Raw genomic sequence first — 20,421 nt, forward strand, 5'->3', positions numbered from 1 at the left:
CGCGCCGCATACTTCCTCGCCTTCATCCACCTCGCCGCAGCCATGATCTGGATGCGTTGAATGTCGATTCGTCCTAGAGCCCGCTGAAGAAGCGGACCCAAGTCTGCGCAACCCTCTCCCGATGGGAGAGGGGCAAGAAGATCGGGCTCAAGCGAAACGCGAATGCGATAAATTGGTGCGCCGCATCATAGGTCGTTAACCATCTCTGCGCTACGCATTCCGGATCGACCGGGGTGGGTGAGATGACCGAATTCTTCGTCTTCATGTACGCGATGCTGGCCATGTTCGTGCTGACCACGATCCAGCAGAACCATCGACTCCAGCGGCCGACACCGCAGATGGTGACCGCGGTGGGCTGGGGGCTGTTCTCGCTCTCCTCGACGCTCGCGGTGCTGCTCGGCGCAGTCGCGATCGCGCTGATGCTCGGCATGAAGATCCCGCTCGGCAGCTTCGAGGTTGTCGGCTAACACTCGGCCTATGCCGCTCTACGAAATCGCGGGCCAACGCCCTGTCCTCGCCGAAGACGCCTGGATTGCCCCCAGCGCGGACCTGATCGGCGACGTCCATCTGGCCAGTCTCGCCAGCGTCTGGTTCGGCGCGGTGATCCGCGCGGACAATACTCCGATCAAGGTCGGCCCACGCAGCAACATCCAGGAAGGCGCGATGCTCCATTCGGACCCGGGTATCCCCTGCACCGTGGGCGAGGACGTCACCATCGGCCACCACGCGATCCTGCACGGCTGTACCGTGGGCGACCGCAGCCTGATCGGCATGGGCGCGACGATCCTCAACCGCGCGGTGATCGGCGAGGATTGCATCGTTGGCGCCGGCGCGCTGGTGACCGAAGGGAAGGTGTTTCCGCCCGGCTATCTGATCGTCGGCTCGCCCGCCAAGGCGATCCGGCCGCTCGACGATGCTGCCAAGGCGATGCTGCGGATGTCCGCGGCGCTCTATGCCAGCAAGCAGCGCGAATATGCCGAAGGGCTCAAGCGGGTGGATTGACCCGTCAGAACCTAAGCATCATCCAGTCGAACAGATAGAAGAGCGTCCCCAGTGTCGCGACCACCGTCACCGCAGCCCGGCTCCGCAACGCGAGCAGCACCAGCACCAGGCCGAACGGGATCGCAGGCAGCATGAACTGGCCGAGATACTCGCCAAAGGGCGCACCGCCCGTGTCCACGTCCAGCCGCAAATAATTCGAAATCGCCGTCGCGATCAGCATCACGAACGCCGCCGTGCACGCGATCGCCGCCTCGTTCGAATAGGCCCGAGAATAAGCCCGAATCGCCCCCATCGTCACAACCCCTCCCCCAAGCCCTTTTCGGGCCCTGGCGGAAACAGATCAGACATATTCACGGCGCGCAAGCTCGGGAAGAATCCCGAGGGCCTCAGTGCGGGACGACGAACACCAGCGTCAACGGTATCGCAAGACCGGCGCAGAGCGCGAGAAACCACAACCCGTTATAGACACGGAGCCGGCGGGCAAGCGGCGTGCCGGGTTCCGCGTCCACATCGCGCAGGCGCCGACCATCGACGAACCATCCACCAAGCCGATCCATCTCATCGGGGTCGCTCTTGTCGATCATTCCAATGATCCGCCCCTTTTCGACGCCGAGCGCGACGACACAGGCGAAGAAGACGCCGAAGGGAATGAGCAGATAGGCCAGCATCGCCCGCCACATAGCATGACCGAAGGGCCGCGATCACCTTCCCCTACGTCAACTGGACAGCCATTCCGGTTGCGCTATGAAACTGGGCCCATGGCCCTTCCTCCGCTCTTCGATCGCCTCCGGCTCCCCGTCATCGGCGCGCCGCTCTTCATCATCTCGGTGCCCGATCTGGTCATCGCGCAGTGCAAGGCGGGGATCGTCGGCTCCTTCCCGGCGCTCAACGCCCGGCCCGAGACCCTGCTCGACGAATGGCTCCACCAGATCACCGAGGAACTGGCGGCGTGGGACCGCGACCATCCCGACACCCCTGCCGCCCCCTTCGCGGTCAACCAGATCGTCCACAAGTCCAATGTCCGGCTCGAGCATGACGTGGCGGCGTGCGCCAAGTGGAAGGTGCCGATCGTCATCACCTCATTGGGCGCGCGGCCCGAACTCAACGACGCGGTCCATAGCTGGGGCGGGACCACCCTCCACGACGTGATCGACGACCGCTTCGCGCACAAGGCAATCGAGAAGGGCGCCGACGGGCTGATCCTCGTCGCGACGGGCGCGGGCGGGCATGCCGGGCGGCTCAACCCCTTCCCCTTCGTCCAGGAAGTCCGCGAATGGTTTGACGGGCCGGTGATCCTGTCGGGCGCGATCGCGACCGGGCGCTCGATCCTCGCGGCGCAGGCGCTGGGCGCCGATCTCGCCTATATCGGCTCGGCCTTCATCGCGACCGAGGAGGCCAATGCGGTTCCGCCCTATAAGCAGGGCATCGTCGAGGGGCGCGCGGCCGACATCGTCTATTCGAACCTCTTCACGGGCGTGCACGGCAATTATCTGCGCAGCTCGATCGTCGCAGCGGGGATGGACCCGGACAATCTGCCCGAGGGCGACCTCAGCACGATGAACTTCGGCGGCGCCAAGGCGTGGAAGGAGATCTGGGGCTCGGGCCAGGGAATCGGCGCGGTCACCTGCGTCGAGCCCGCGGCGGTGAAGATCGATCGGCTGAAGGCGGAATATGCCGCGGCGAAGGGGGCGATCTGTGGGTGAACCCATAATCCGTCATCCCGGCGAAAGCCGGGACCCAACTTCTTCTTTGCGTCTTCGCGCCTTCGCGGAAATTCTAGGAAGCTAGAGATTCCGCCAAGACGCAAAGACGCGAAGAGAAAGAGGAATGGTTGGGGCCCGCTTTCGCGGGGATGACGGTCGGATCAGAACGCCAGCGCCAGCCGGTCCATCATGCTCCGCGCCGGGCTCGACGGCACCGGCTCCTCGAGCGCGTCGTCCAGCCGCGCGACGCGGCGATAGAGATCGATGCTGGTCAGCATGATCGTCGCCGCCTGCGCCGGCATCGCCGCGAGCACCGCGCCGTCGGTCTCGGGCGCATTGCCGAGCCGCCTGGACGGCGAGAGGGCGTCGCGCGCGGCCAATTCCCCCGAATCGACCGCGCGCTGGGTGAGCAGCCAGGCGATGACGTGCATCAGCCGGGTCGTCACCTTGAGCGATTCGCACGAGAAAGCGACGCGGTTGATCGCCTCGAGCATGTCGCGCTCGTCGCGGCCGATCTCGTCGAAATAGGCGCGCGCCTCATCGGCGAGCAGCATCGCCTCGACATATAGCGAGTCTACCAGCTTGCGATGGATCCGCGATGCGCCCTGTTCCCCGTGCATCCGGAATGGGTGCCACAGGGTTCATGGTAACTGAATGCTTAATCTGTGTCCCGTTCCGGATCAGGGGTTTTTGCGTCGGCAAGGTTGCGGCGCCTATCGCCGCGAGGCGATCAAGCAATGATATCGGGGATCAGCTGGTCTTCGAGGAGCGCGATCTCGTCCTTGAGCCGCAGCTTGCGCTTCTTCAAACGCGCCACCTGGAGCTGATCAGCCGGACCCGTCGAGAGCAGCGCGCCGATCGCCGCATCGAGATCACGGTGCTCGGATCGCAGAATCTCGAGGCGGTGCCGGATCTCGGTATCGTCCATCGCCTTCCCCTGCCCGGAACATCGGCATCCCGCAACGCACTATCGCGGGCACAAACGGCCTGGCGTGCGATTTTTACGGGCCGCCGAAAATGGCGCGAACTGCATAGCGACAACGGATTGGAAAGATGTTCTAATCATCATTCCGGCCTGAATCCTGAAGGAGGAACGCATCCATGCACACCGCGCATTTCTCGGCACTCACCGCCAAGCATGCCGTGCTCGATCAGCGAATCGCCAGCGAATCGCAGCGTCCCAACCCCGACTCGATGCTGATCGCCCAGCTGAAGAAGCAGAAGTTGCGCGTGAAGGAAGAAATGGCCGCGGGCTAAGCGCGGCCGTCCTGGCGGCGGAGGCGCAGGGTGGCGCCTCACGCCTTGCCCTAGCCCCGGACGCGGTTCGGAGCCCAGTGATCCTCACAAGCTGAAACCCCCCGGCGTTGCGGCCGAGGGGGTCAGGTCGCATGGTCTTGTGAAACGCGCTTAGCGGCGTGCCGGCAGGATCGGCTTGACGAAGCTCGGGGTCGAAGGGCCCTTGCCCACCGGCTTGCGCGCCAGCATCGGATCGATGTCGTGATCGAAGGCGACGCCGACCCGGCCCTCGGCCGACCAGGCGATTCGCCCGCTCACCCAGCCCACACCGCGGACATCGACATCCACCGGGGTGCCGGTCGTGATCGGCTGCGCATATTCCGCCATCAGTCCACCCGAAGAAAGATTGCGCACGCGCACCTGCGTGACCTCACGATCGGCAATGCGGAACTGCGCGGTCAGCATCAGGCTGTCGCGCGCGCCCGCCCGCTGACCCGTAAAGTCATCGGCCGACAGGGCAGTCAGGGGATCTTGCGAAAACTGGTCCATTCAAACCGCTCGAAAACACATGGTGTCGTGCGGAAGGAATACGGCGAGAATCTTATCGAAAGCGTTAACCGGACAGGGTTTTCGGGGGTCCGGGCGGACAGATTTCGCGACGCTGTCCCATCGCGGCGCATTGCATTCCCCGGCGGACGCCGGGGACGGCACGAAACTTTCGGAAAACAGCGCCCGAGGGGGCAGCCTATTCCTCGCGCGAGACCTTTTCCTGCCGCTCGTGGCGCTCCTGCGCCTCGACCGTCATCGTCGCGATCGGCCGGGCTTCCAGCCGCGCGAGGCTGATCGGCTCGCCGGTCACTTCGCAATAGCCATATTCGCCATCCTCGATTCGGCGCATCGCGGCGTCGATCTTCGAGATCAGCTTGCGCTGCCGGTCGCGGGTGCGCAGCTCGATCGACCAGTCGGTCTCGCTCGATGCACGGTCGGTGAGATCGGCCTCGCGGAGCGACTCGGTCTGCAACTGGGAGAGCGTCCCCGCCGCTTCGCGATAGATCGCATCCTTCCAGGCCAGCAGCTTGTCGCGGAAATATTCCAGTTGCCGCGGATTCATGAACGGCTCGTCGGCGCTGGGCCGGTATCCGTCTTCGCCATCGTTCGCCGCATGCGGCGGGCGTTTTCCAGGTTCGTCAGCTCGATCCAAAACCGAAGCCATCCCCACTCTCCACACCGGTCTCGAGTGACATGCTGCCGCTCGTAAACCGCCTCTTGCCCGAGGGCCCTATACTTGCGCGCAAACCCGATAACAAGCCGATGAATCCACGGGGTTACACGTCAAATGTCCCATAAATCGGGGGAAATTGCTCGTTGCTGAACCAGATCACGATTCGCAAACTGGCGCGATTAACCAGTCATCTTAACAAACAGATAATGAATAGAGCGGGACTCTGTACCGAAGTCGAACATTAACCACCACCCGTGCGCCGCGCCCTGCAAATTTCGTCCAAGAAGAAGGTAAACAGCGCTTAACAGAGTTGCACTTAATAGTTTGTTTTGCACTTTTATCGCATGAGCTTGCGTGAGAGCTGCTGACGTTCCGTCGGGGAAAGCACGCCAGCATCGGGAAGAGTGGGACATCATGTCGGTTCGCATGGCCTTGGCAAAACTTTGTGCCTGCACCTGCGGGGGCGCGCTGGTGGGCGGTGGCGGCGTTTATGTCGCCGAGCAACAGCAGCAGCCACGCCGCGTCTATGCCGCGCCGCATCGCGGGCCGGTCGCCACCTATCGCCGCACCGCGGTCCGCCGCGTCGCGGTGCGCAGCTATACGCCGCGCACCGTCCGCCGCGTGGTGACGACGACGCAGCAGCAATGCCCGCCCGCGGTGGTGACCGTCACCACCCAGGGCGCGCCGATCCCGCTGCCTCCCCAGAATTACGGCTCGGGCGTCGCCTCCTCGGCGGGCGCGAGCAGCGCGGCGGTCACCGGCGGTTCGTCGGGCGGCGGCTTCATCGGCGGCTTCTTCGCCGGCGGCTTTTTCGGCAGCTCGGGCGGCAGCGGCAGCTCGGGCAGCAGCGGCATCACCATCTCGTCGACCAGCACGTCGAGCGGCGCGGTCTCGACCTCGTCGGGCGTCTCCTCGACCGGCTCGACGGGCTCGTCGACCAGTTCCTCGACCGGCGGCTCCTCGACCGGCGGCTCGTCCACGAGCAGCTCGACCGGCGGTTCCTCGACCTCGACCGGCGGCAGCTCGACCAGCTCCTCCACGGGCGGCTCCAGCTCGTCGAACAGCTCCTCCACGGGTGGATCAAGTTCGTCCACGTCGAGCGGCGTCAGCACGTCTTCGTCGAGCGGCGTCTCGACCAGCTCGTCCAACTCTTCCTCGACTTCGAGCGGCGTTTCGACTTCGTCGTCGAACTCTTCCTCGACTTCGGGGTCAACCTCGTCGTCCAACTCGTCGAGCACCTCGAGCGGATCGAGCAGCTTCGGCTCCTCCAGCCACGGTTCGAGCAGCTACGGGTCGAGCTCCAAGGGTTCGAGCAGCTATGGCTCATCGAGCCATGGTTCGAGCGGGTGGAGCAATTCGAGCGGCTGGAGCACCAGCAGCGGCCACGGCTCGTCGGGCGGTCACGGATCGAGCGGTTCGAGCGGCGGTTCGTCGGGCGGCCCCTCGCCGGTTCCCGCCCCGCCGATGATCCTCCTCTTCGGCGGCGCCGCCGCAGCCCTGGTCGCGCGCAAGCGGCTGGCGAAGAAGAAGGCCGAAATTACGGCCTAACCCACTATCGTCATCCCGGCGAAAGCCGGGACCCAGAGTTGCAAAGCGCAACGCTCGGGGCTCTGGGTCCCGGCTTTCGCCGGGATGACGGCTGGTAGTTTCACTCCGCCTTCAACAGGACTTCCTCGATCTGCGGCACCGTGTGCCCGGTCAGGTCCTTGCCGATCTCGCCCGCCAGCCGGTCGGTCACTTCCTTGTGATAATGCTTCCTCAGCTCGCCCAGCGTCCGCGGCGGCGCCACCACGATCAGCGATTCGAACTCATCCCGCAGCGCCCATTCCTTGAGCAGTCCCGCGGTCTCGGCCGCGAAGCGGTCTTCCTCGAGCTGGTGGAAATCCGCTTCGTCCATATTGCCGCCGCCCCATTGGGCACCCGCAGTCCGCGTGCCCGGCGCGCCGCCGGCCAGATCGGTCGCCTGCTCGTTATGATCGGGATTGTGCCGGTCGACCCGCTTCTTCGCGACCTGGAGATTGGGGATATCGGCGTCGCCCTCGTTCCGGAGGAACAGCATCTTGCGCCCATCGGCGACGAGGACGAAGGCGTTGTGCGGCACGCGCATGGCAAGGCTCCTTGGTTGCTTGCCGATGTAACGCGGAGGGAGCGACGGCGGTTGCGGTTTCCCACCAAACCGCTGCAGCAGAACGCCGGTCCCTCCCCCAGGCCGGGTTGCGCCCGCCGTCGCTCCCGGTCATAGGCCTCGCCCATGCACGACATTCGCGCCATTAGGGAAAATCCCGGACTTTTCGACGAGGGCCTGGCCAAGCGCGGGCTCGCGCCCATGGCCTCGCAACTCGTTGAACTTGATCAGCGGCGGCGGGACAACATCGCTCACACTCAGTCGCTTCAGGCCGAGAGGAAGGAGCTTTCGCAGCGCTACGGACAGCTAAAGGCGCGTGGCGAAACTGTCCCCTCCGAGCTCGAACTTCGAGTGCAGTTCCTTAAGCAGCATGTGCCGCAGGCTGAGGAAGAAGAAGGCAAGCTTCAAAGCGAGTTAGATAGTCTGCTCGCCGCGATCCCCAACCTGCCGCTCGCCGATGTGCCCGAGGGCGCGGACGAGGAGAAGAATGCAGAGATGCATCTGATCGGCAGCCAGCCCGACTTCGATTTCGACCCCAAGGAGCATGACGCGATCGGCCCTGCCCTCGGCCTCGATTTCGAGACCGGCGCGGCGCTTGCCGGTTCGCGCTTCACCTTCGTCCGCGGGTCCGCCGCCCGCCTCCACCGCGCACTCGGCCAGTTCATGCTCGATACGCTGACCCGCGATCACGGTTATGAGGAAGCCGTGGTGCCGCTGCTCGTCCGCGACGAGATCATGTTCGGCACCGGCCAGCTCCCCAAATTCGCCGAAGACAGCTTCCGCACCGAGGATGGCCGCTGGCTGATCCCCACCAGCGAAGTCAGCCTGACCAACAGCGTGCGCGAGCAGATCCTGTCCGAAGCCGAGCTGCCGCTGCGCTTCACCGCGCTCACCCCCTGTTTCCGCTCCGAAGCCGGCGCAGCGGGGCGGGACACGCGCGGCTATATCCGCCAGCACCAGTTCGAAAAGGCCGAGATGGTCTCGATCACCACGCCCGAGACCAGCGACGCCGAGCATGAGCGGATGACCGCCTGTGCCGAGGATATCCTCACCAAGCTCGGCCTGCATTTCCGCCGGATGAAGCTGTGCACCGGCGACATGGGCTTCTCCGCCGCGCGCACCTACGACCTCGAAGTCTGGCTCCCCGGCCAGGCGCGCTACCGCGAGATTTCGAGCTGCTCGACCTGCACCGATTTCCAGGCGCGCCGCATGAACGCGCGATACCGGCCCGAGGGCGAGAAGGGCACGCGCTTCGTCCACACGCTCAACGGTTCGGGCCTCGCGGTCGGCCGCACGCTGGTCGCGGTGATCGAGAATTACCAGCAGGCGGATGGCTCGGTCGCGGTTCCGCAAGCGCTCCAGCCCTATCTGCGCGGGCTCAACCGGCTCGAACCCTCCGCATGACATCTGAGTGACGCGCGCCACCGCGTGCGATATGAAGCGGGCGGGAGTTGGGGAAAGGGCGATGGGGAGAAGGGCATATCTGCTGCCGGTCGCGCTGATGCTGCTGTCCGGCTGCATTCCGCGCATGGCCAGCGAGCGCTACGAGCCCGCGCCGCCGGAGCGCACGGTGCCGCGCCCGACGGCCACGCCGACTCCGCGCCCCGGCCTTCAGCTTGAGCCCGGCACGATCCCCAATGGGCAGCAAAGCTGGGAAATGCGCCCCGTCACCCCCGATGCGCGCGAGGTGCCGGCGAGCACCTATGTGGTCCGCAACGGGGATTCGCTCCGCCTGATCGCGGTCAAGACCGGCGCCGGATCCGAAGCGATCGCGCGCGCCAACGGGCTCGCCCCGCCCTATACGATCCAGCCGGGCCAGCGGCTCCAGATCCCCGCGGGCCGCTATCATATCGTCCGCGACGGCGAGACCGGGATCGCGATCGCGCGCGCCTATGGCGTCGACTGGGGCCGCGTCGTCACGGTCAACTATCTGGAAGAGCCCTATATCCTGCGCACCGGGCAGCGCATCCTGATCCCCGATGCCGGGCCGGAGACGCTCGAGCAGCGCGCCGCGCGCTTCCATCTCGACATCGACGATATCGTGACGGGCGGCCAGCCCGCGCTCGCCGCCAACCAGCGCCCGCGCACGCCCACCACCTCGCCCAGCCGCCCCCTGCCCCCGACCGCCACCGTCGCCACCCCGGCGCGGCTCAGCACCCCGTTCCAATGGCCGGTGCAGGGAACCGTGGTTAAACGCTTCGGCCCCGGCGCCAGCGGCGAGGTCAATGACGGGATCAAGATCGCGGTCCCGCTCGACACCCCGATCCTCGCCGCGGCGGACGGTGTGGTCGCCTATGCCGGGGGTGATATCCCCGCGCTCGGCGGGCTCGTCATCCTGCGCCATGGCGATGCCTGGACGACGGTCTATGGCCATGCCGGCCAGATCCTCGTGCGCCGCGGCCAATCGGTGAAGCGCGGCCAGATGATCGCGCTTTCGGGCAATTCGGGCTTCGCCGCGGACCGGCCCGAGGTGCATTTCGAGATCCGCCAGGGCCGCACGCCCGTCGATCCGCTCCCGAGGCTCCCGGCGCGCTGATGCCGGAGCGCATCCTCCCGATCGCGATGCTGATCGCGTCGAACATCTTCATGACCTTCGCCTGGTACGGCCATCTGCGCTTCAAGGCCGCGCCGTTGCTGCTGGTCATCCTCGTCAGCTGGGCGATCGCGCTGCCCGAATATATCCTCGCGGTGCCCGCCAACCGCTGGGGCAGCAGCGTCTATTCGCCCGCGCAATTGAAGGCGATCCAGGAGGTGGTGACGCTCACCGTCTTCGCGGGCTTCTCGATCCTCTATCTGGGCCAGAAGATCACGCTCAACCATGCGATCGGCTTCGCGCTGATCGCGGCGGGCGCGTGGTTCGTGTTCCGCGCGCCTGCCTGAATGGACTGGACACGGGCGCGCTAGGCCATAGGCTGACGTCGAGATAGCCGGGGCAAAAAGATGATTTTTCTGACGATCCTCGCCAGCGCAACGATGGTTCAGCCACAGGCTGCGCCTTGCGGCCCGCCGCCGAACGGCAGCCGCCCATGGGTCAGCAGCGCCGACTATCCGCGCGAGGCCCGGCGCAAGAACATGCGCGGTGTGGTGACGTTCAGGCTGGAGGTTTCAGCTGCGGGCTGCCCTACCGCGTGCACGATCGTGAAATCCTCCGGCTACCCGCTTCTCGACGACACCACCTGCGAGCTGATGCTCGCACGCGCCCGGTTCAAACCGAAGTTGGATGCGGACGGGCAACCGGTCGCGGCAAGCGTGACCAAGCAATTTAGCTGGGATTTCTAGCCGGCTTGGCGCCGGATCCAAGCCGATTGGACCTCGCTTGCCGGAGCGGAATGGGCCCGATCAGCTCAGCAGGCTCAGCACCGCCCCCATCGCGAGAAAGGCGAAGAACCAGTGGCCTGCGTCGATCAGGATCAGGTTCCGGCTGGCTTGCTGGTAGAGATAATTGACCAGCATTGACGGGATCACGAAGCCCAGCGCGATCCCGCCCGCGATCAGCAGCGTCCCGGTCAACGGCGGATAGTGATACGTTCCGAGCACATGATCGAGGATGAACGCCATGAACAGATCGAGCAGGAAGGTAATGCCGAACAGCAGCTTCACATTGCCCTTCTGCATCGAATCGGGGGTCACCCCGCGCGCGGCCATCCAGAGTTTGCCGAACAATGCGCTGTACCAAACGCCGCCCACCATGAACGCGGCCACGCCCGCGGCGATCACTGCCAACCAGTGAATCTCGGTCCCCATTTGCCCCTCCGTCATTCTTGTTTCGGATGGGGCACGATAAACCTGCGGAAACCCCTCAGCTAGCTTTTTCCCGCGAAACGCCTATGTGCGCGGCCAATCATGGCAACCAGACTTCCCGAAGCCCCTCGCGTGGGCATGGTCTCCTTGGGCTGTCCCAAGAACCTCGTCGACAGCGAGCGCATCCTCACCAAGCTCCGCTCGGACGGCTATTCGATGTCGCCCGATTATGCCGGCGCCGACGTGGTGCTGGTCAATACTTGCGGCTTTCTCGACAGCGCCAAGGAGGAGTCGCTCGAGGCGATCGGCGAGGCGATCGCCGAGAATGGCCGCGTCATCGTCACCGGCTGCTTCGGCAAGGAGGCCGAGGTGATCCGCGCGCGCTTCCCCCAGGTACTCGCGATCAGCGGCGCGCAGCAATATGAGGAGGTCGTCGGCGCCGTCCACGAAGCCGCGCCGATGCCGGCCAACGCCTTCCTCAACCTGGTGCCTGAGGCGGGACTCAAGCTCACCCCGCGCCACTACAGCTATCTGAAGATCTCGGAGGGGTGCAACCATCGCTGCGCCTTCTGCATCATCCCCTCGATCCGCGGCGACCTGGTCAGCCGCCGCCCCGACGCGATCCTGCGCGAGGCCGAGAAGCTGGTCGAGGCGGGGACCAAGGAGCTGCTGGTCATCAGCCAGGACACGTCCGCGTACGGCGTCGATATCCGCAAGGAGCCGCGCATGTGGAAGGGCCACGAGGTGGTGCCCCACATGACCGATCTCGCCCGCGAACTGGGCAAGATCGCGCCGTGGGTGCGACTCCATTATGTCTACCCCTACCCGCATGTCGACCAGGTCATCCCGCTGATGGCCGAGGGGCTGGTGCTCCCCTATCTCGACATCCCCTTCCAGCACGCCAGCCCGCGCGTCCTGCGCACGATGCGCCGCCCCGCCAACGAGGCGAAGGTGCTCGAACGGCTCAAGAGCTGGCGCGAGATCTGCCCCGACATCACGATCCGCTCTACCTTCGTCGTCGGCTTCCCCGGCGAGACCGAGGCGGATTTCCAGTATCTGCTCGACTGGATCGACGAAGCCCAGCTCGATCGCGTCGGCGCCTTCCGCTTCGAGCCGGTCGAGGGCGCCGCCGCCAACGCGCTCCCCGACCCGGTGCCCGAGGAGGTCAAGGAAGAGCGCTACGCCCGGGTGATGGAAAAGACCGCGGCGATCTCGGCCGCCAAGCTCCAGGCCAAGATCGGCCGCACGCTCGAGGTGATCATCGATGCGGTCGAGGGTGAAGGCGCCACCGGCCGCTCACAGGCCGACGCGCCCGAGATCGACGGCGAAGTCCATCTCCGTGACGCCGGGCATCTGAAGCAGGGCGACATCCTGCGGGTCGAGATCGAGGATGCCGACGAGCACGACCTGTTCGGCGTGCCCGTCGGTTAGGGTCCGAACTCAATGCCCGCGATGGCCATGATCGCCCTGTGAGAGGCGCTGGCAAGGAACGGTGCGCAGCCGCGTAGCTGAAGCTACGCGCAAGCAGCGGTGACGCAGCCAGCGCCTCTCACAGGACGACCCCTTCGGGGCGGGCATTGAGTTCGGACCCTAACCTCAGGGCATAGCGGTCCGCGCGGCGATGGTTTTCGCATAGCCCGCGGGCACGTTCGGATCGCCCATCACCATCGTGTCGAACACGCACTCGTTAAACGCGGCCTTGTTGCCCTTGAACTTGCTGCACAGTTGCTCCGCCCGTTCGCGCGGGATCGGCCGGATCGTCGGCTTGCCCGGACCCGGGATCGACGGCACCGTCGTCGCAGAGCAAAGCGTGCCCACGTGCGGCCAGGCCGGATCGGTGAAGGTCGCGGTCGAGGTGCCGGGCGCATAGTCGAACATGCTGGTCGCCGGAGTCACCCGCCACGCATTGGCGAAGGTCTGGTTGAGCAGCAGGTCGCGCGCGGGGATCGTTCCCGGCGCCGCGCCGAACCGCGTGCCGGTGGGCCCCAGCGGCAACCATTGCCCCGCCAGGATATGCCCCATCAGCCCCTCGCGCGCGGGCGAATTGGTCACCTCGACATCGAGATACCAATAGCCCTGCGACGACCAGAAGATCGGCGTGATCACCACGCGCGTCCCGTCCGCCGCATAGGCCGAGACCCCGCTTCCCGAGGCCGGGGTGACGATGCGGTTGCCGCCGCCCAGATCGATGCCTTTGCTCGGGATCGTCGTCACCTTGCCGTCGACGCGCAGCAAGGTCCGCTCGCCGGTCGACTGATAGCTGACCCGGTGCCTGCCCAGCCGGACCGCGGCAGCGGTGTTGAGGCTCACGCAGCTCTGCAGTCCGGTATAGGGATTGGGGTTGGGGATGAAGGTGGTGGTCACCGGCGTCTGACGCGTCTGCAGCTCGAACCCCGTGGCCGAATTGCGCAGCGCGGTGAACTCGCCCGCCGGCTGGAAATCATAGTTGACTGCATTGACGGTGCTCAGATGCGGGTCGCCGCGGTCCGATCCGCCATTGGGGTTGCCGGTGCCGGGCTCGAGACACCAGTTTCGGAAATCGATCACCTCGGGATCGCTCAGCGAGCTTCCCGGCGGCGCGCCCTGCGGCATGGTCCGCTCGACCGCCTGTTTGAGGATGGTGTTGCAATAGCCTGACGGGTCCTGGAGCGTGCCGTTGAGCGCGGTCGAGAGGTGCGGGAAGCGGCCGGCGCGGGTCGGGCCCTGGCGGTGGCAGCCGACACAGGCGCCGGGGACCAAAGGCTCGGCGTGCGACAGGTCGTTCTGCGGCCAGGACGCGGCCACGATCGGATCATAGCGCTGCGGCGGCATCATCGGCAGCGTGGTTCGCAGGTCCGCCATGGTCTTGCCGGGGGCGATCGTGACGAGGGGATGGATGATATAGGGGTTCTCGCCGGCATGGCAGTCGGTGCAGACGCCGCCGGTGCCATTCTCCAGCCCCGCGCCGCCGGCCTGGAACTTGCCGCTGGGATTGATCCCGAGATTGGCGACCCCGATCGGAATCTGCTCGGTCGCACCGAAATTGAAGCCCTTGGGCTTCATCGTCACCGGATCGAATTTCTGATTGTCCCAGATGCACACCTTGGAGGTGGTCCGGCTGAGGCAGATCACCCCATCGAGCTTGACCACCGTCTTGCTGTTGTCGGTATAGCGCGGCAGCGCGATGCACACCCCCTTGGACGAGGTGAAGCTGCGGATCTCGGCGGGCGTGCCGGTGATGAACTGGTCGGCCGGGGGGATCGAGCCCTCGATCTTCCAGCCGGCGGTGCCGTTGGTGTCCATCACGTTGATCGTCGGCGGTTTCGGCACGTCGTTCGCCGCGTCCGTGCATTGGTCGATATAGGGCTGGCCCTCGTTGGTGGTCGGCAACAGCAGCGCGTTGACCGCGTCGGCGAGCATCGCCGATCCGGCGCCCCCGCCCCGCTTCGCGCCGACCCTGAATTCGGGGGAGTCGAGCATCCGCGCCACTTCGGGATCGAGCTGGTAGAGCCCGCCATCCTGCTTGGGCTGCACGCCCGGAACGGGCAGGCGGAAGTTGAGCTCATATCCGATCGCGTTGATCTTGCCGATCGTGCGGTTGTCGGCGGCGGCGCGGGGCGCGTTGACGATCAGCCATTCGAGCGAGCGCTGCCGGACGATCAGGCGCGCCTGTCCTTCGGCCTTGATGGTGGAAAGCCGCCGGTCGAACGTCGCGAATGCCGCCTTGCCCTTCGAATCGAGGCTGCGCGACAGCTTGGCCCGGTACCAGTCCTGCGCCTTGGCCACCCATTCGGCGGTGGGCACGATCTGCTTGCCATCGCGTTCGAAAAACGCGCCATGGCCGATATAGGCGATCGGCTCCTCGCCCTGCGCTTGCGCCGACAGGCTGCTCGACATGCCGAACATCCCCGCCATGGCGCCCAGCGCCAGCACGCCGCCCAGCGGAACGAAGCGGATAAGCTTGGATGAAATAATAGCCATTGGACCACTCCTGCCAGAGCGCGACCCCGGACTCGAAATTCCAAATTTCTATTTCCGCTACATTATCCTGTGGCAAGTATTGCCGTCAACGATGGAATCGAAAGACTCCATGACAATTTCGTTACACAGAATAATCGACGCAAATAACATCATGATTATTGCGCGTATAAGTATAAGCTTGGGCCGATAAGCCCCTGTATCGCCTCGCTGCGCCCAGCATTCGCGCTAGTCGAAAATCTCCGCCTCAGCTTCGGGATCAGGATCGAAGGCGCCGCTCGCCTTGCGGATCAGGAAGAGGATCGCGACGACGGGAATCGCGAATTGCAGCAGGGGGCCGCCTTGCAGGTCCAGCTGAAAATAGGCCGCGCCCAGCACCAGGAACGAGATCGGGGCCACGCCCATCATGCCCGTCTCCCAGGCCAGCGTGAAGGTGACGAACGAGAAGAGGCAGCCGATGGCCCAGAGCCATTTGAGCTTGAGCCCTCGCGTACGGAGCACCTGGACGAAGCCCATCAGCGACAGCCCCACCGCCAGCGCCATCGCGAACAGCCAGAAATAATGCGCCGGCCCCGCTCGCGCGAAGCTGAAGCCGCTCGGCGCGTGATCGACCGGCCAGACCCGGTACCCCGCGAACACGGTCTCGCGCGGAGGCGCGACGCGCAACGTGATCTGTACGATCGCCCAGCGGTCGCCGCTGCCGACCTCATAGTTGAAGCTCTTGAGCGTGGTGGTGACCCCGTCCACGGTCGTGCTCCGCATCGCCATGGTCTTGAGCGCCATCTCACCCCGCGGCACCATCGGCTTGATCTTCGCCAGGGATTCCGGAGTGAGTTCGTCCCGCAGCGGCGGATCGATCATCCGGTCGAGCGTCTGATAGTCGCCCGCGGCGAGCGCCTTGGCCGCCTCGAGCGCCATCGTGCGCTCTTCTGGCGTGCTCATGCGCTCGATCATCTGCTCGGCCGAGCAGCCCGCCAGAAACAGCAACAGGATCACGATCGTGCGGCGCATGGTATCCCCCCGCGCCCGCCTGTGAGCGCACGACGACCCTAACCCAGCCGCCGGGCGACCGCCACTAGCCGCGGCGCGCGGCGACTCTTACACCGGCGCAATGATCCGCCGCGCGCTCCTCCTGCTCGCCGCCCCGCTGCTGGTCGGCATCGGCGCGCCGGGCGGCGATACGGTTCAAGTCGATCCCCTCACCCTCGCCGACGACGATTTCGCCCGCCATCGCGATGCCGCCGAATGGCGCGGCCTGAGCGTCGAGCAGGTCGAGTTCCGCGAGGATCAGGTCCGCTGGCGGATCTGGCGGATCGTCAACACCGCCCGGCCCAGGGGTCCGCTCTGGCTCGTGCTCCACGATAACGAGAGCGGCGCGTTCGATGCGGCACTGGTCGCCGTACGCGCCTATGGCGGGACGATGGTCGCGGTCGATACCGGCGTGGATCCCGAGCATGACGGCCAGCGCTTCAACTATGCGGTCGATCGCGGCTGGCCGGTCGATCCCAACCGCAATTTCGATCCCTCGATCCCGCTCTACGCCGCGAACATGCTCGCCGGCTGGACCCCCGCCGACGGCCCGGTCATCGCGCTCCACACCAACACCAGGGGCTTCGACACCCGCCTCTCGACCTGCAACCGCAGCGACCGCCCGGGCAATGGCGTGATCTCGATCCGCTACTGCGACGGGCGCTACATGCCCTATCCGTCGCTCGCCAAGGCCTGGCCGTTCGACGATGACGACACGCTCGTCTTCATCCCCCAGCTCGCCGGGCGCGACATCCGCAGCGCCTTTTGCTGGAAGCTCAACGAGGGCGATTTCAATATCGTCGCGGAGACGGTGACGGTCAGCGACCGTTCGATCTCGAACTATGCCGCGCTCCACGCCCTGCCCTATCTCACGCTCGAGACGCTTGATTCGGGTCTTGCGCCCGCCGCGCTGGCCGGCCAGCGCGACCGGCTCGTCGCGATGGTCGATCGCGCCTTCGAAATGTGCGTTCCCCAGATCCGCAAGGGCGGTTAGCGGCGCTCCCCGCCGGGAAGCGCCGCGTTCGATGTCAGCCCGCGACTTCCTTGCCGCCCAGCCCCAGCCCGGCGAGCACCAGCGCCGAGGTCGCGCCGCCGAAGAAGGGGATCGCCGCGGTCGCGAGGAAGCTGCCGTCCGACACTTCCTTGAGCACGATCGACGCGCCGATGCCCGCCGCGGCGCCGATGACGATCTCGATCCACCACCAGGGATCGGGCTGCGGTTTTTTCGGACCGCGCCACCAGCCGGGCCATTTGGTACCGCACATCCCCATCATCGCTGCAAAGGCGTACATCATCCTGCTTCTCCCAAGTTGTTCGTACACAACTCACGGAGCACCCCGGTATCCGTGCTGGGCCATTATCATCGTCAATCTATCGGGTAAAGCAGACTCTACTAACCTCGACTCAGGCACTTCTATCCGGCGACTCAGATTAATTTAGACTCATTGAGTGGATATTTGCCAGACGCCCCGCAAACCCGCTCATCCCACAAAAACCGCCGGGGCTGGCGAAACGCGTCTTACGCGACTAGATCAGCCTCATGCCTGATCTCAGCACCCTCGTTCAGCCCGATCGCGGCCAGGCCGCGCGCACCATCCACCTGATCGACGCCAAGGGCTATGACGCCTGGCTCGCCGCCCAGCCGCCGCGCCACCGCGCCGCGCTGACCGCGCAGAAATTCGCGCCCACCAGCTCCGCCACCGCGATCCTGCCCGGCGATGCGCCCGAGGACTGGTCCGCGCTCGGCGTGGTCGCCAATGTCGATCGGCTCTCGCCCTGGTGTGTCGCCAAGCTCGCAGAAGTCCTTCCCGAAGGCACCTATCGCGTCGAGGGCCGCGAGCCCGGCACCGCCATCTATGGCTGGCTGACCGCGCAATACAGGTTCGACCGCTACAAGAAGAAGGACGAGAAGGCCCCGGGCCCGCGCGTGCTGCTCACCGGCGATCCCGCCAGGATGGACGAGGCGCTGCGGCTCGCCAGCGTCACGTACAAGATCCGCGACTGGGTCAATACCGGCGCCAATGATTTCGGCCCCGCCGATGTCGAGGCCGCCGCCGCCGAGATCGCCAAGCTTTATGGCGCCACGCTCAGCGTGGTGAAGGGCGCCGAGATCGAGAAGGGCTATGGCATGCTCCACGCGGTGGGCAAGGCCGCGGGCAAGGGCCGCGAGCCGCGGCTGATCGAGATCGAATGGGGCAACCCCGATCACCCGCGCATCGCGATCGTCGGCAAGGGCGTGTGCTTCGATTCGGGCGGGCTCGACATCAAGCCGGCCGCGGGCATGCGCCTCATGAAGAAGGACATGGGCGGCGCCGCGCACGCGCTGGCGCTCGCCGAGATGATCATGGGCGCGCGGCTGCCCGTGCGGCTCCACATGCTCGTACCCGCGGTCGAGAATTCGATCAACGGCGAGGCGGCGCGCCCCGGCGACGTGATGATTTCGCGCAAGGGCATCACCGTGGAGAACAGCAATACCGACGCCGAGGGCCGCCTCATCCTGGGCGATGCCTTCACCAAGGCGGAAGAGAAGAAGCCCGAGCTGATCTTCAACTTCGCGACCCTGACCGGCGCCGCGCGGGTCGCGCTGGGGCCGGACCTGACCGCGATGTTCGCCAATGACGACACGCTCGCCGCCGAGCTGCTCGCCGCCGCCGAGACCGAGGCCGATCCGATGTGGCGCCTGCCGCTCTACGATCCCTACAAGGAAATGCTGAAGAGCGACGTCGCCGACATGGTCAACGCCGCCGAAGGCCCCTGGGGCGGCGCGCTGACCGCAGCCCTGTTCCTCAAGGAATTCGTCCCCGCGGGCGCGCAATGGGCGCATTTCGACATTTTCTGCTGGCAGGGCTCGCCCAAGCCTGGCCGTCCCAAGGGCGGCGACGCGGTGAGCCTGCGCGCGACCTGGAAGGTGCTGAAGGACCGCTACGCGGGATGAGCCGCAAGGCATCCGCCCTCCCCGGCCTCGCCGAATCGATCGCAGGCTATGAGGCGTGGATGCGCAAGCAGCTGGGCGACGAGCTCGTCGCCAAGGATCTGAAGCGCAAACATGAGCGGATGCGCGAGCATCCCTTCCTGTTCCTGCGCGCAACCTGCTGGCGCTGGGCCGAGGCCGCGCCCTCGCTCTGCTCCGAGCTGATGGATGCGCCAGCCGTAGCCTCGGTCGGCGACGCGCATGCCGGCAATTTCGGGCTGTGGCGCGATGCCGGGGCGCGGCTGGTATGGGGCGTCAACGATTATGACGAGGCGGCGGTGCTGCCCTGGTGCCTCGATCTTGTCCGCCTCGCCGCGAGCATCGCACTGGCGATCCCCGATCCCGGCCCGGCCGAGACCGCCGCGGCGATGCTCGATGCCTATGCCCGCGCGCTCGCGGCGCCCAGGCCGTTCGTGCTCGAACGCGATCATCTCTGGTTGCGAGACGCCTTCGCCGCCAACGACGCACAGCGCGAGGATTTCTGGACCGAGCTCCAGGGTGCCAAGGCGGCGCGTACGGTGCCCGATCGGCTGCGCAAGGCGCTGACAGCCACGCTTCCCAAGGGCGTGGAGGCGCGGATCGCCGCGCGGGTCGCAGGTGCGGGCAGCCTCGGGCGCCCGCGCTTCACCGCCTGGACCGAGCATCAAGGGGGCCCGCTCGCCGCCGAGGTCAAGGCGCTTCTTCCCTCATGCTGGAAGGGGGGGCGGGAGGCCGGGCTCGCGGCGAAAATGGCGGCAGGGCGCTTCCGCTCGCCCGACGCGAGCCTCGACTATCGCGCGCGCCGTGTCACCCGACGCCTCTCCCCAAACGGCCGCAAACTGACCTTTGAGGAGATCGGGCCCGAACTCCGCCTCCAGCTGATCGGAGCAATGGCCGCCGATCTCGCCGCGATCCATGCCGATGGCGCGGGCGCGTCAAGGGCGATCGCGACGGACCTCAAGCGCCGCGGCCCCGCCTGGCTCGCGGCGGCCGCGACCCGCGTCGCGGAATGGACCGCCGGGGAGCACGCCAGCTACCGCGGCTAGCTCAGCCGTAATGCTCGATCCCCTCGCCGGCGATCTCCACCCAGCCATGCTTGCGCCCCTCATAGACCGAATATTCGGGCCAGGGCGTGAACCCCGGATCGGCAAAGGCGCCCACCGGCACCGCGATCAGCCCCGGCTGGCTGTCGAGCACATAGGCGATGTCCGATCCGCACGCGGCGCAGAAACGGAAGGTCGCGCTGCTGCCCGAATCGTTGACGCGGGTCCATTCGCGCGTCTCGCCTGCGATCGTCACCTGCGCTTCCGGCCAGCGCGCCTGCACCGCGAACGCGCTCCCGCTGCGCCGCTGGCAGTGGAGGCAATGGCACACCGACACCCGCACCGGTTCGCCCTCGCACACCGCCGTGGCTGCACCGCACCGGCATTCGGCCTTTCGTGTCGTCACCCGCGAT

At 66.2% G+C, this 20,421-nt stretch carries 25 protein-coding genes; 12 read left to right on the plus strand and 13 right to left on the minus strand.

All coding sequences use genetic code 11. The features are described from left to right. Positions 1 to 242: 242 nt before the first annotated feature. Together OF829_RS18505 and OF829_RS18510 are read left to right on the plus strand one after the other, a co-directional pair. Positions 243 to 467, plus strand: a complete 225-nt coding sequence (locus OF829_RS18505; RefSeq protein ID WP_264941659.1) for a hypothetical protein — start codon at positions 243 to 245, stop codon at positions 465 to 467. A 10-nt stretch (positions 468 to 477) separates the two neighbouring features. Then, a complete protein-coding gene (locus OF829_RS18510; RefSeq protein ID WP_264941660.1) occupies positions 478 to 1,002 on the plus strand; it encodes a gamma carbonic anhydrase family protein in 525 nt (174 codons plus the stop codon). 4 nt (positions 1,003 to 1,006) lie between these two features. Here OF829_RS18510 and OF829_RS18515 read toward each other — a convergent pair whose 3' ends face one another. Together OF829_RS18515 and OF829_RS18520 are read right to left on the minus strand one after the other, a co-directional pair. After that, complete coding sequence (locus tag OF829_RS18515) at positions 1,007 to 1,294, minus strand: hypothetical protein (RefSeq protein ID WP_264941661.1); 288 nt, start codon at positions 1,292 to 1,294, stop codon at positions 1,007 to 1,009. A gap of 94 nt (positions 1,295 to 1,388) precedes the next feature. Next, positions 1,389 to 1,670, minus strand: a complete 282-nt coding sequence (locus tag OF829_RS18520) for a hypothetical protein (protein WP_264941662.1) — start codon at positions 1,668 to 1,670, stop codon at positions 1,389 to 1,391. Between the two features lie 90 nt (positions 1,671 to 1,760). On the opposite strand from OF829_RS18520, the gene OF829_RS18525 reads away from it, so the two are divergent. Further along, the gene (locus OF829_RS18525) at positions 1,761 to 2,705 is read left to right on the plus strand and encodes an NAD(P)H-dependent flavin oxidoreductase (protein WP_264941663.1); all 945 of its coding nucleotides are present in this window, start codon (positions 1,761 to 1,763) and stop codon (positions 2,703 to 2,705) included. A 161-nt stretch (positions 2,706 to 2,866) separates the two neighbouring features. Here the strand turns inward: OF829_RS18525 and OF829_RS18530 are convergent, their stop codons facing one another. Further along, positions 2,867 to 3,325, minus strand: a complete 459-nt coding sequence (locus OF829_RS18530) for a DUF1465 family protein (RefSeq protein ID WP_264941664.1) — start codon at positions 3,323 to 3,325, stop codon at positions 2,867 to 2,869. A 110-nt stretch (positions 3,326 to 3,435) separates the two neighbouring features. Further along, complete coding sequence (locus tag OF829_RS18535; protein WP_264941665.1) at positions 3,436 to 3,633, minus strand: YdcH family protein; 198 nt, start codon at positions 3,631 to 3,633, stop codon at positions 3,436 to 3,438. 173 nt (positions 3,634 to 3,806) lie between these two features. Here OF829_RS18535 and OF829_RS18540 point away from each other — a divergent pair, with 173 nt between their 5' ends. Continuing rightward, positions 3,807 to 3,962 (plus strand): YdcH family protein, encoded by a 156-nt coding sequence (locus OF829_RS18540; protein WP_264941666.1) that lies wholly within the window; start codon positions 3,807 to 3,809, stop codon positions 3,960 to 3,962. A gap of 150 nt (positions 3,963 to 4,112) precedes the next feature. On the opposite strand, the gene OF829_RS18545 is transcribed toward OF829_RS18540, so the two are convergent. The 4 genes from OF829_RS18545 to OF829_RS18560 form a co-directional block, all read right to left on the minus strand. Beyond that, positions 4,113 to 4,490, minus strand: coding sequence for a PilZ domain-containing protein (locus OF829_RS18545; protein ID WP_264941667.1), 378 nt, complete (start codon positions 4,488 to 4,490; stop codon positions 4,113 to 4,115). A gap of 196 nt (positions 4,491 to 4,686) precedes the next feature. Further along, the gene (gene dksA / locus OF829_RS18550; protein ID WP_264941668.1) at positions 4,687 to 5,154 is read right to left on the minus strand and encodes an RNA polymerase-binding protein DksA; all 468 of its coding nucleotides are present in this window, start codon (positions 5,152 to 5,154) and stop codon (positions 4,687 to 4,689) included. 716 nt (positions 5,155 to 5,870) lie between these two features. Then, the gene (locus tag OF829_RS18555) at positions 5,871 to 6,389 is read right to left on the minus strand and encodes a hypothetical protein (RefSeq protein ID WP_264941669.1); all 519 of its coding nucleotides are present in this window, start codon (positions 6,387 to 6,389) and stop codon (positions 5,871 to 5,873) included. A gap of 422 nt (positions 6,390 to 6,811) precedes the next feature. Beyond that, the gene (locus tag OF829_RS18560) at positions 6,812 to 7,270 is read right to left on the minus strand and encodes a host attachment family protein (protein ID WP_264941670.1); all 459 of its coding nucleotides are present in this window, start codon (positions 7,268 to 7,270) and stop codon (positions 6,812 to 6,814) included. A 144-nt stretch (positions 7,271 to 7,414) separates the two neighbouring features. Between OF829_RS18560 and serS the strand changes: the two genes are divergently transcribed. The 4 genes from serS (at position 7,415) to OF829_RS18580 (ending at position 10,567) form a co-directional block, all read left to right on the plus strand. Continuing rightward, complete coding sequence (serS, locus tag OF829_RS18565; protein ID WP_264941671.1) at positions 7,415 to 8,692, plus strand: serine--tRNA ligase; 1,278 nt, start codon at positions 7,415 to 7,417, stop codon at positions 8,690 to 8,692. Positions 8,693 to 8,753: 61 nt separating this feature from the next. Beyond that, a complete protein-coding gene (locus OF829_RS18570) occupies positions 8,754 to 9,824 on the plus strand; it encodes a M23 family metallopeptidase (RefSeq protein ID WP_264941672.1) in 1,071 nt (356 codons plus the stop codon). Beyond that, positions 9,824 to 10,168, plus strand: coding sequence for a DMT family protein (locus OF829_RS18575; RefSeq protein ID WP_264941673.1), 345 nt, complete (start codon positions 9,824 to 9,826; stop codon positions 10,166 to 10,168). Before OF829_RS18570 ends, OF829_RS18575 begins: the two co-directional genes overlap by 1 nt. Positions 10,169 to 10,228: 60 nt before the next feature. After that, positions 10,229 to 10,567, plus strand: coding sequence for an energy transducer TonB (locus OF829_RS18580; RefSeq protein WP_264941674.1), 339 nt, complete (start codon positions 10,229 to 10,231; stop codon positions 10,565 to 10,567). 60 nt (positions 10,568 to 10,627) lie between these two features. Here OF829_RS18580 and OF829_RS18585 read toward each other — a convergent pair whose 3' ends face one another. After that, complete coding sequence (locus tag OF829_RS18585) at positions 10,628 to 11,032, minus strand: DUF1761 domain-containing protein (protein ID WP_264941675.1); 405 nt, start codon at positions 11,030 to 11,032, stop codon at positions 10,628 to 10,630. A gap of 99 nt (positions 11,033 to 11,131) precedes the next feature. Between OF829_RS18585 and rimO the strand changes: the two genes are divergently transcribed. Further along, on the plus strand, positions 11,132 to 12,460 hold the full coding sequence (gene rimO, locus OF829_RS18590) for a 30S ribosomal protein S12 methylthiotransferase RimO (RefSeq protein ID WP_264941676.1): 1,329 nt from the start codon (positions 11,132 to 11,134) through the stop codon (positions 12,458 to 12,460). 165 nt (positions 12,461 to 12,625) lie between these two features. Here rimO and OF829_RS18595 read toward each other — a convergent pair whose 3' ends face one another. Both OF829_RS18595 and OF829_RS18600 read right to left on the minus strand, forming a co-directional pair. Then, on the minus strand, positions 12,626 to 14,989 hold the full coding sequence (locus tag OF829_RS18595) for a hypothetical protein (RefSeq protein WP_264941677.1): 2,364 nt from the start codon (positions 14,987 to 14,989) through the stop codon (positions 12,626 to 12,628). A gap of 225 nt (positions 14,990 to 15,214) precedes the next feature. Continuing rightward, entirely contained in the window at positions 15,215 to 15,997 is a 783-nt protein-coding gene (locus OF829_RS18600; RefSeq protein WP_264941678.1) for a hypothetical protein, read from the minus strand. Between the two features lie 100 nt (positions 15,998 to 16,097). On the opposite strand from OF829_RS18600, the gene OF829_RS18605 reads away from it, so the two are divergent. Continuing rightward, positions 16,098 to 17,009, plus strand: coding sequence for a hypothetical protein (locus OF829_RS18605; RefSeq protein WP_264941679.1), 912 nt, complete (start codon positions 16,098 to 16,100; stop codon positions 17,007 to 17,009). Positions 17,010 to 17,043: 34 nt separating this feature from the next. Here OF829_RS18605 and OF829_RS18610 read toward each other — a convergent pair whose 3' ends face one another. Further along, complete coding sequence (locus OF829_RS18610; RefSeq protein WP_264941680.1) at positions 17,044 to 17,310, minus strand: hypothetical protein; 267 nt, start codon at positions 17,308 to 17,310, stop codon at positions 17,044 to 17,046. 245 nt (positions 17,311 to 17,555) lie between these two features. On the opposite strand from OF829_RS18610, the gene OF829_RS18615 reads away from it, so the two are divergent. Together OF829_RS18615 and OF829_RS18620 are read left to right on the plus strand one after the other, a co-directional pair. Then, positions 17,556 to 18,950, plus strand: a complete 1,395-nt coding sequence (locus OF829_RS18615; protein WP_264941681.1) for a leucyl aminopeptidase family protein — start codon at positions 17,556 to 17,558, stop codon at positions 18,948 to 18,950. Next, positions 18,947 to 20,011 (plus strand): DUF2252 domain-containing protein, encoded by a 1,065-nt coding sequence (locus OF829_RS18620; RefSeq protein WP_264941682.1) that lies wholly within the window; start codon positions 18,947 to 18,949, stop codon positions 20,009 to 20,011. Before OF829_RS18615 ends, OF829_RS18620 begins: the two co-directional genes overlap by 4 nt. Position 20,012: 1 nt before the next feature. Here the strand turns inward: OF829_RS18620 and OF829_RS18625 are convergent, their stop codons facing one another. Then, positions 20,013 to 20,414 (minus strand): GFA family protein, encoded by a 402-nt coding sequence (locus OF829_RS18625; protein WP_264941683.1) that lies wholly within the window; start codon positions 20,412 to 20,414, stop codon positions 20,013 to 20,015. Between the last annotated feature and the right edge of the window lie 7 nt (positions 20,415 to 20,421).

The sequence above is a fragment of the Sphingomonas caeni genome, assembly GCF_026013415.1.
In the GTDB taxonomy this organism is placed as follows: Bacteria; Pseudomonadota; Alphaproteobacteria; order Sphingomonadales; family Sphingomonadaceae; genus Sphingomonas; species Sphingomonas caeni.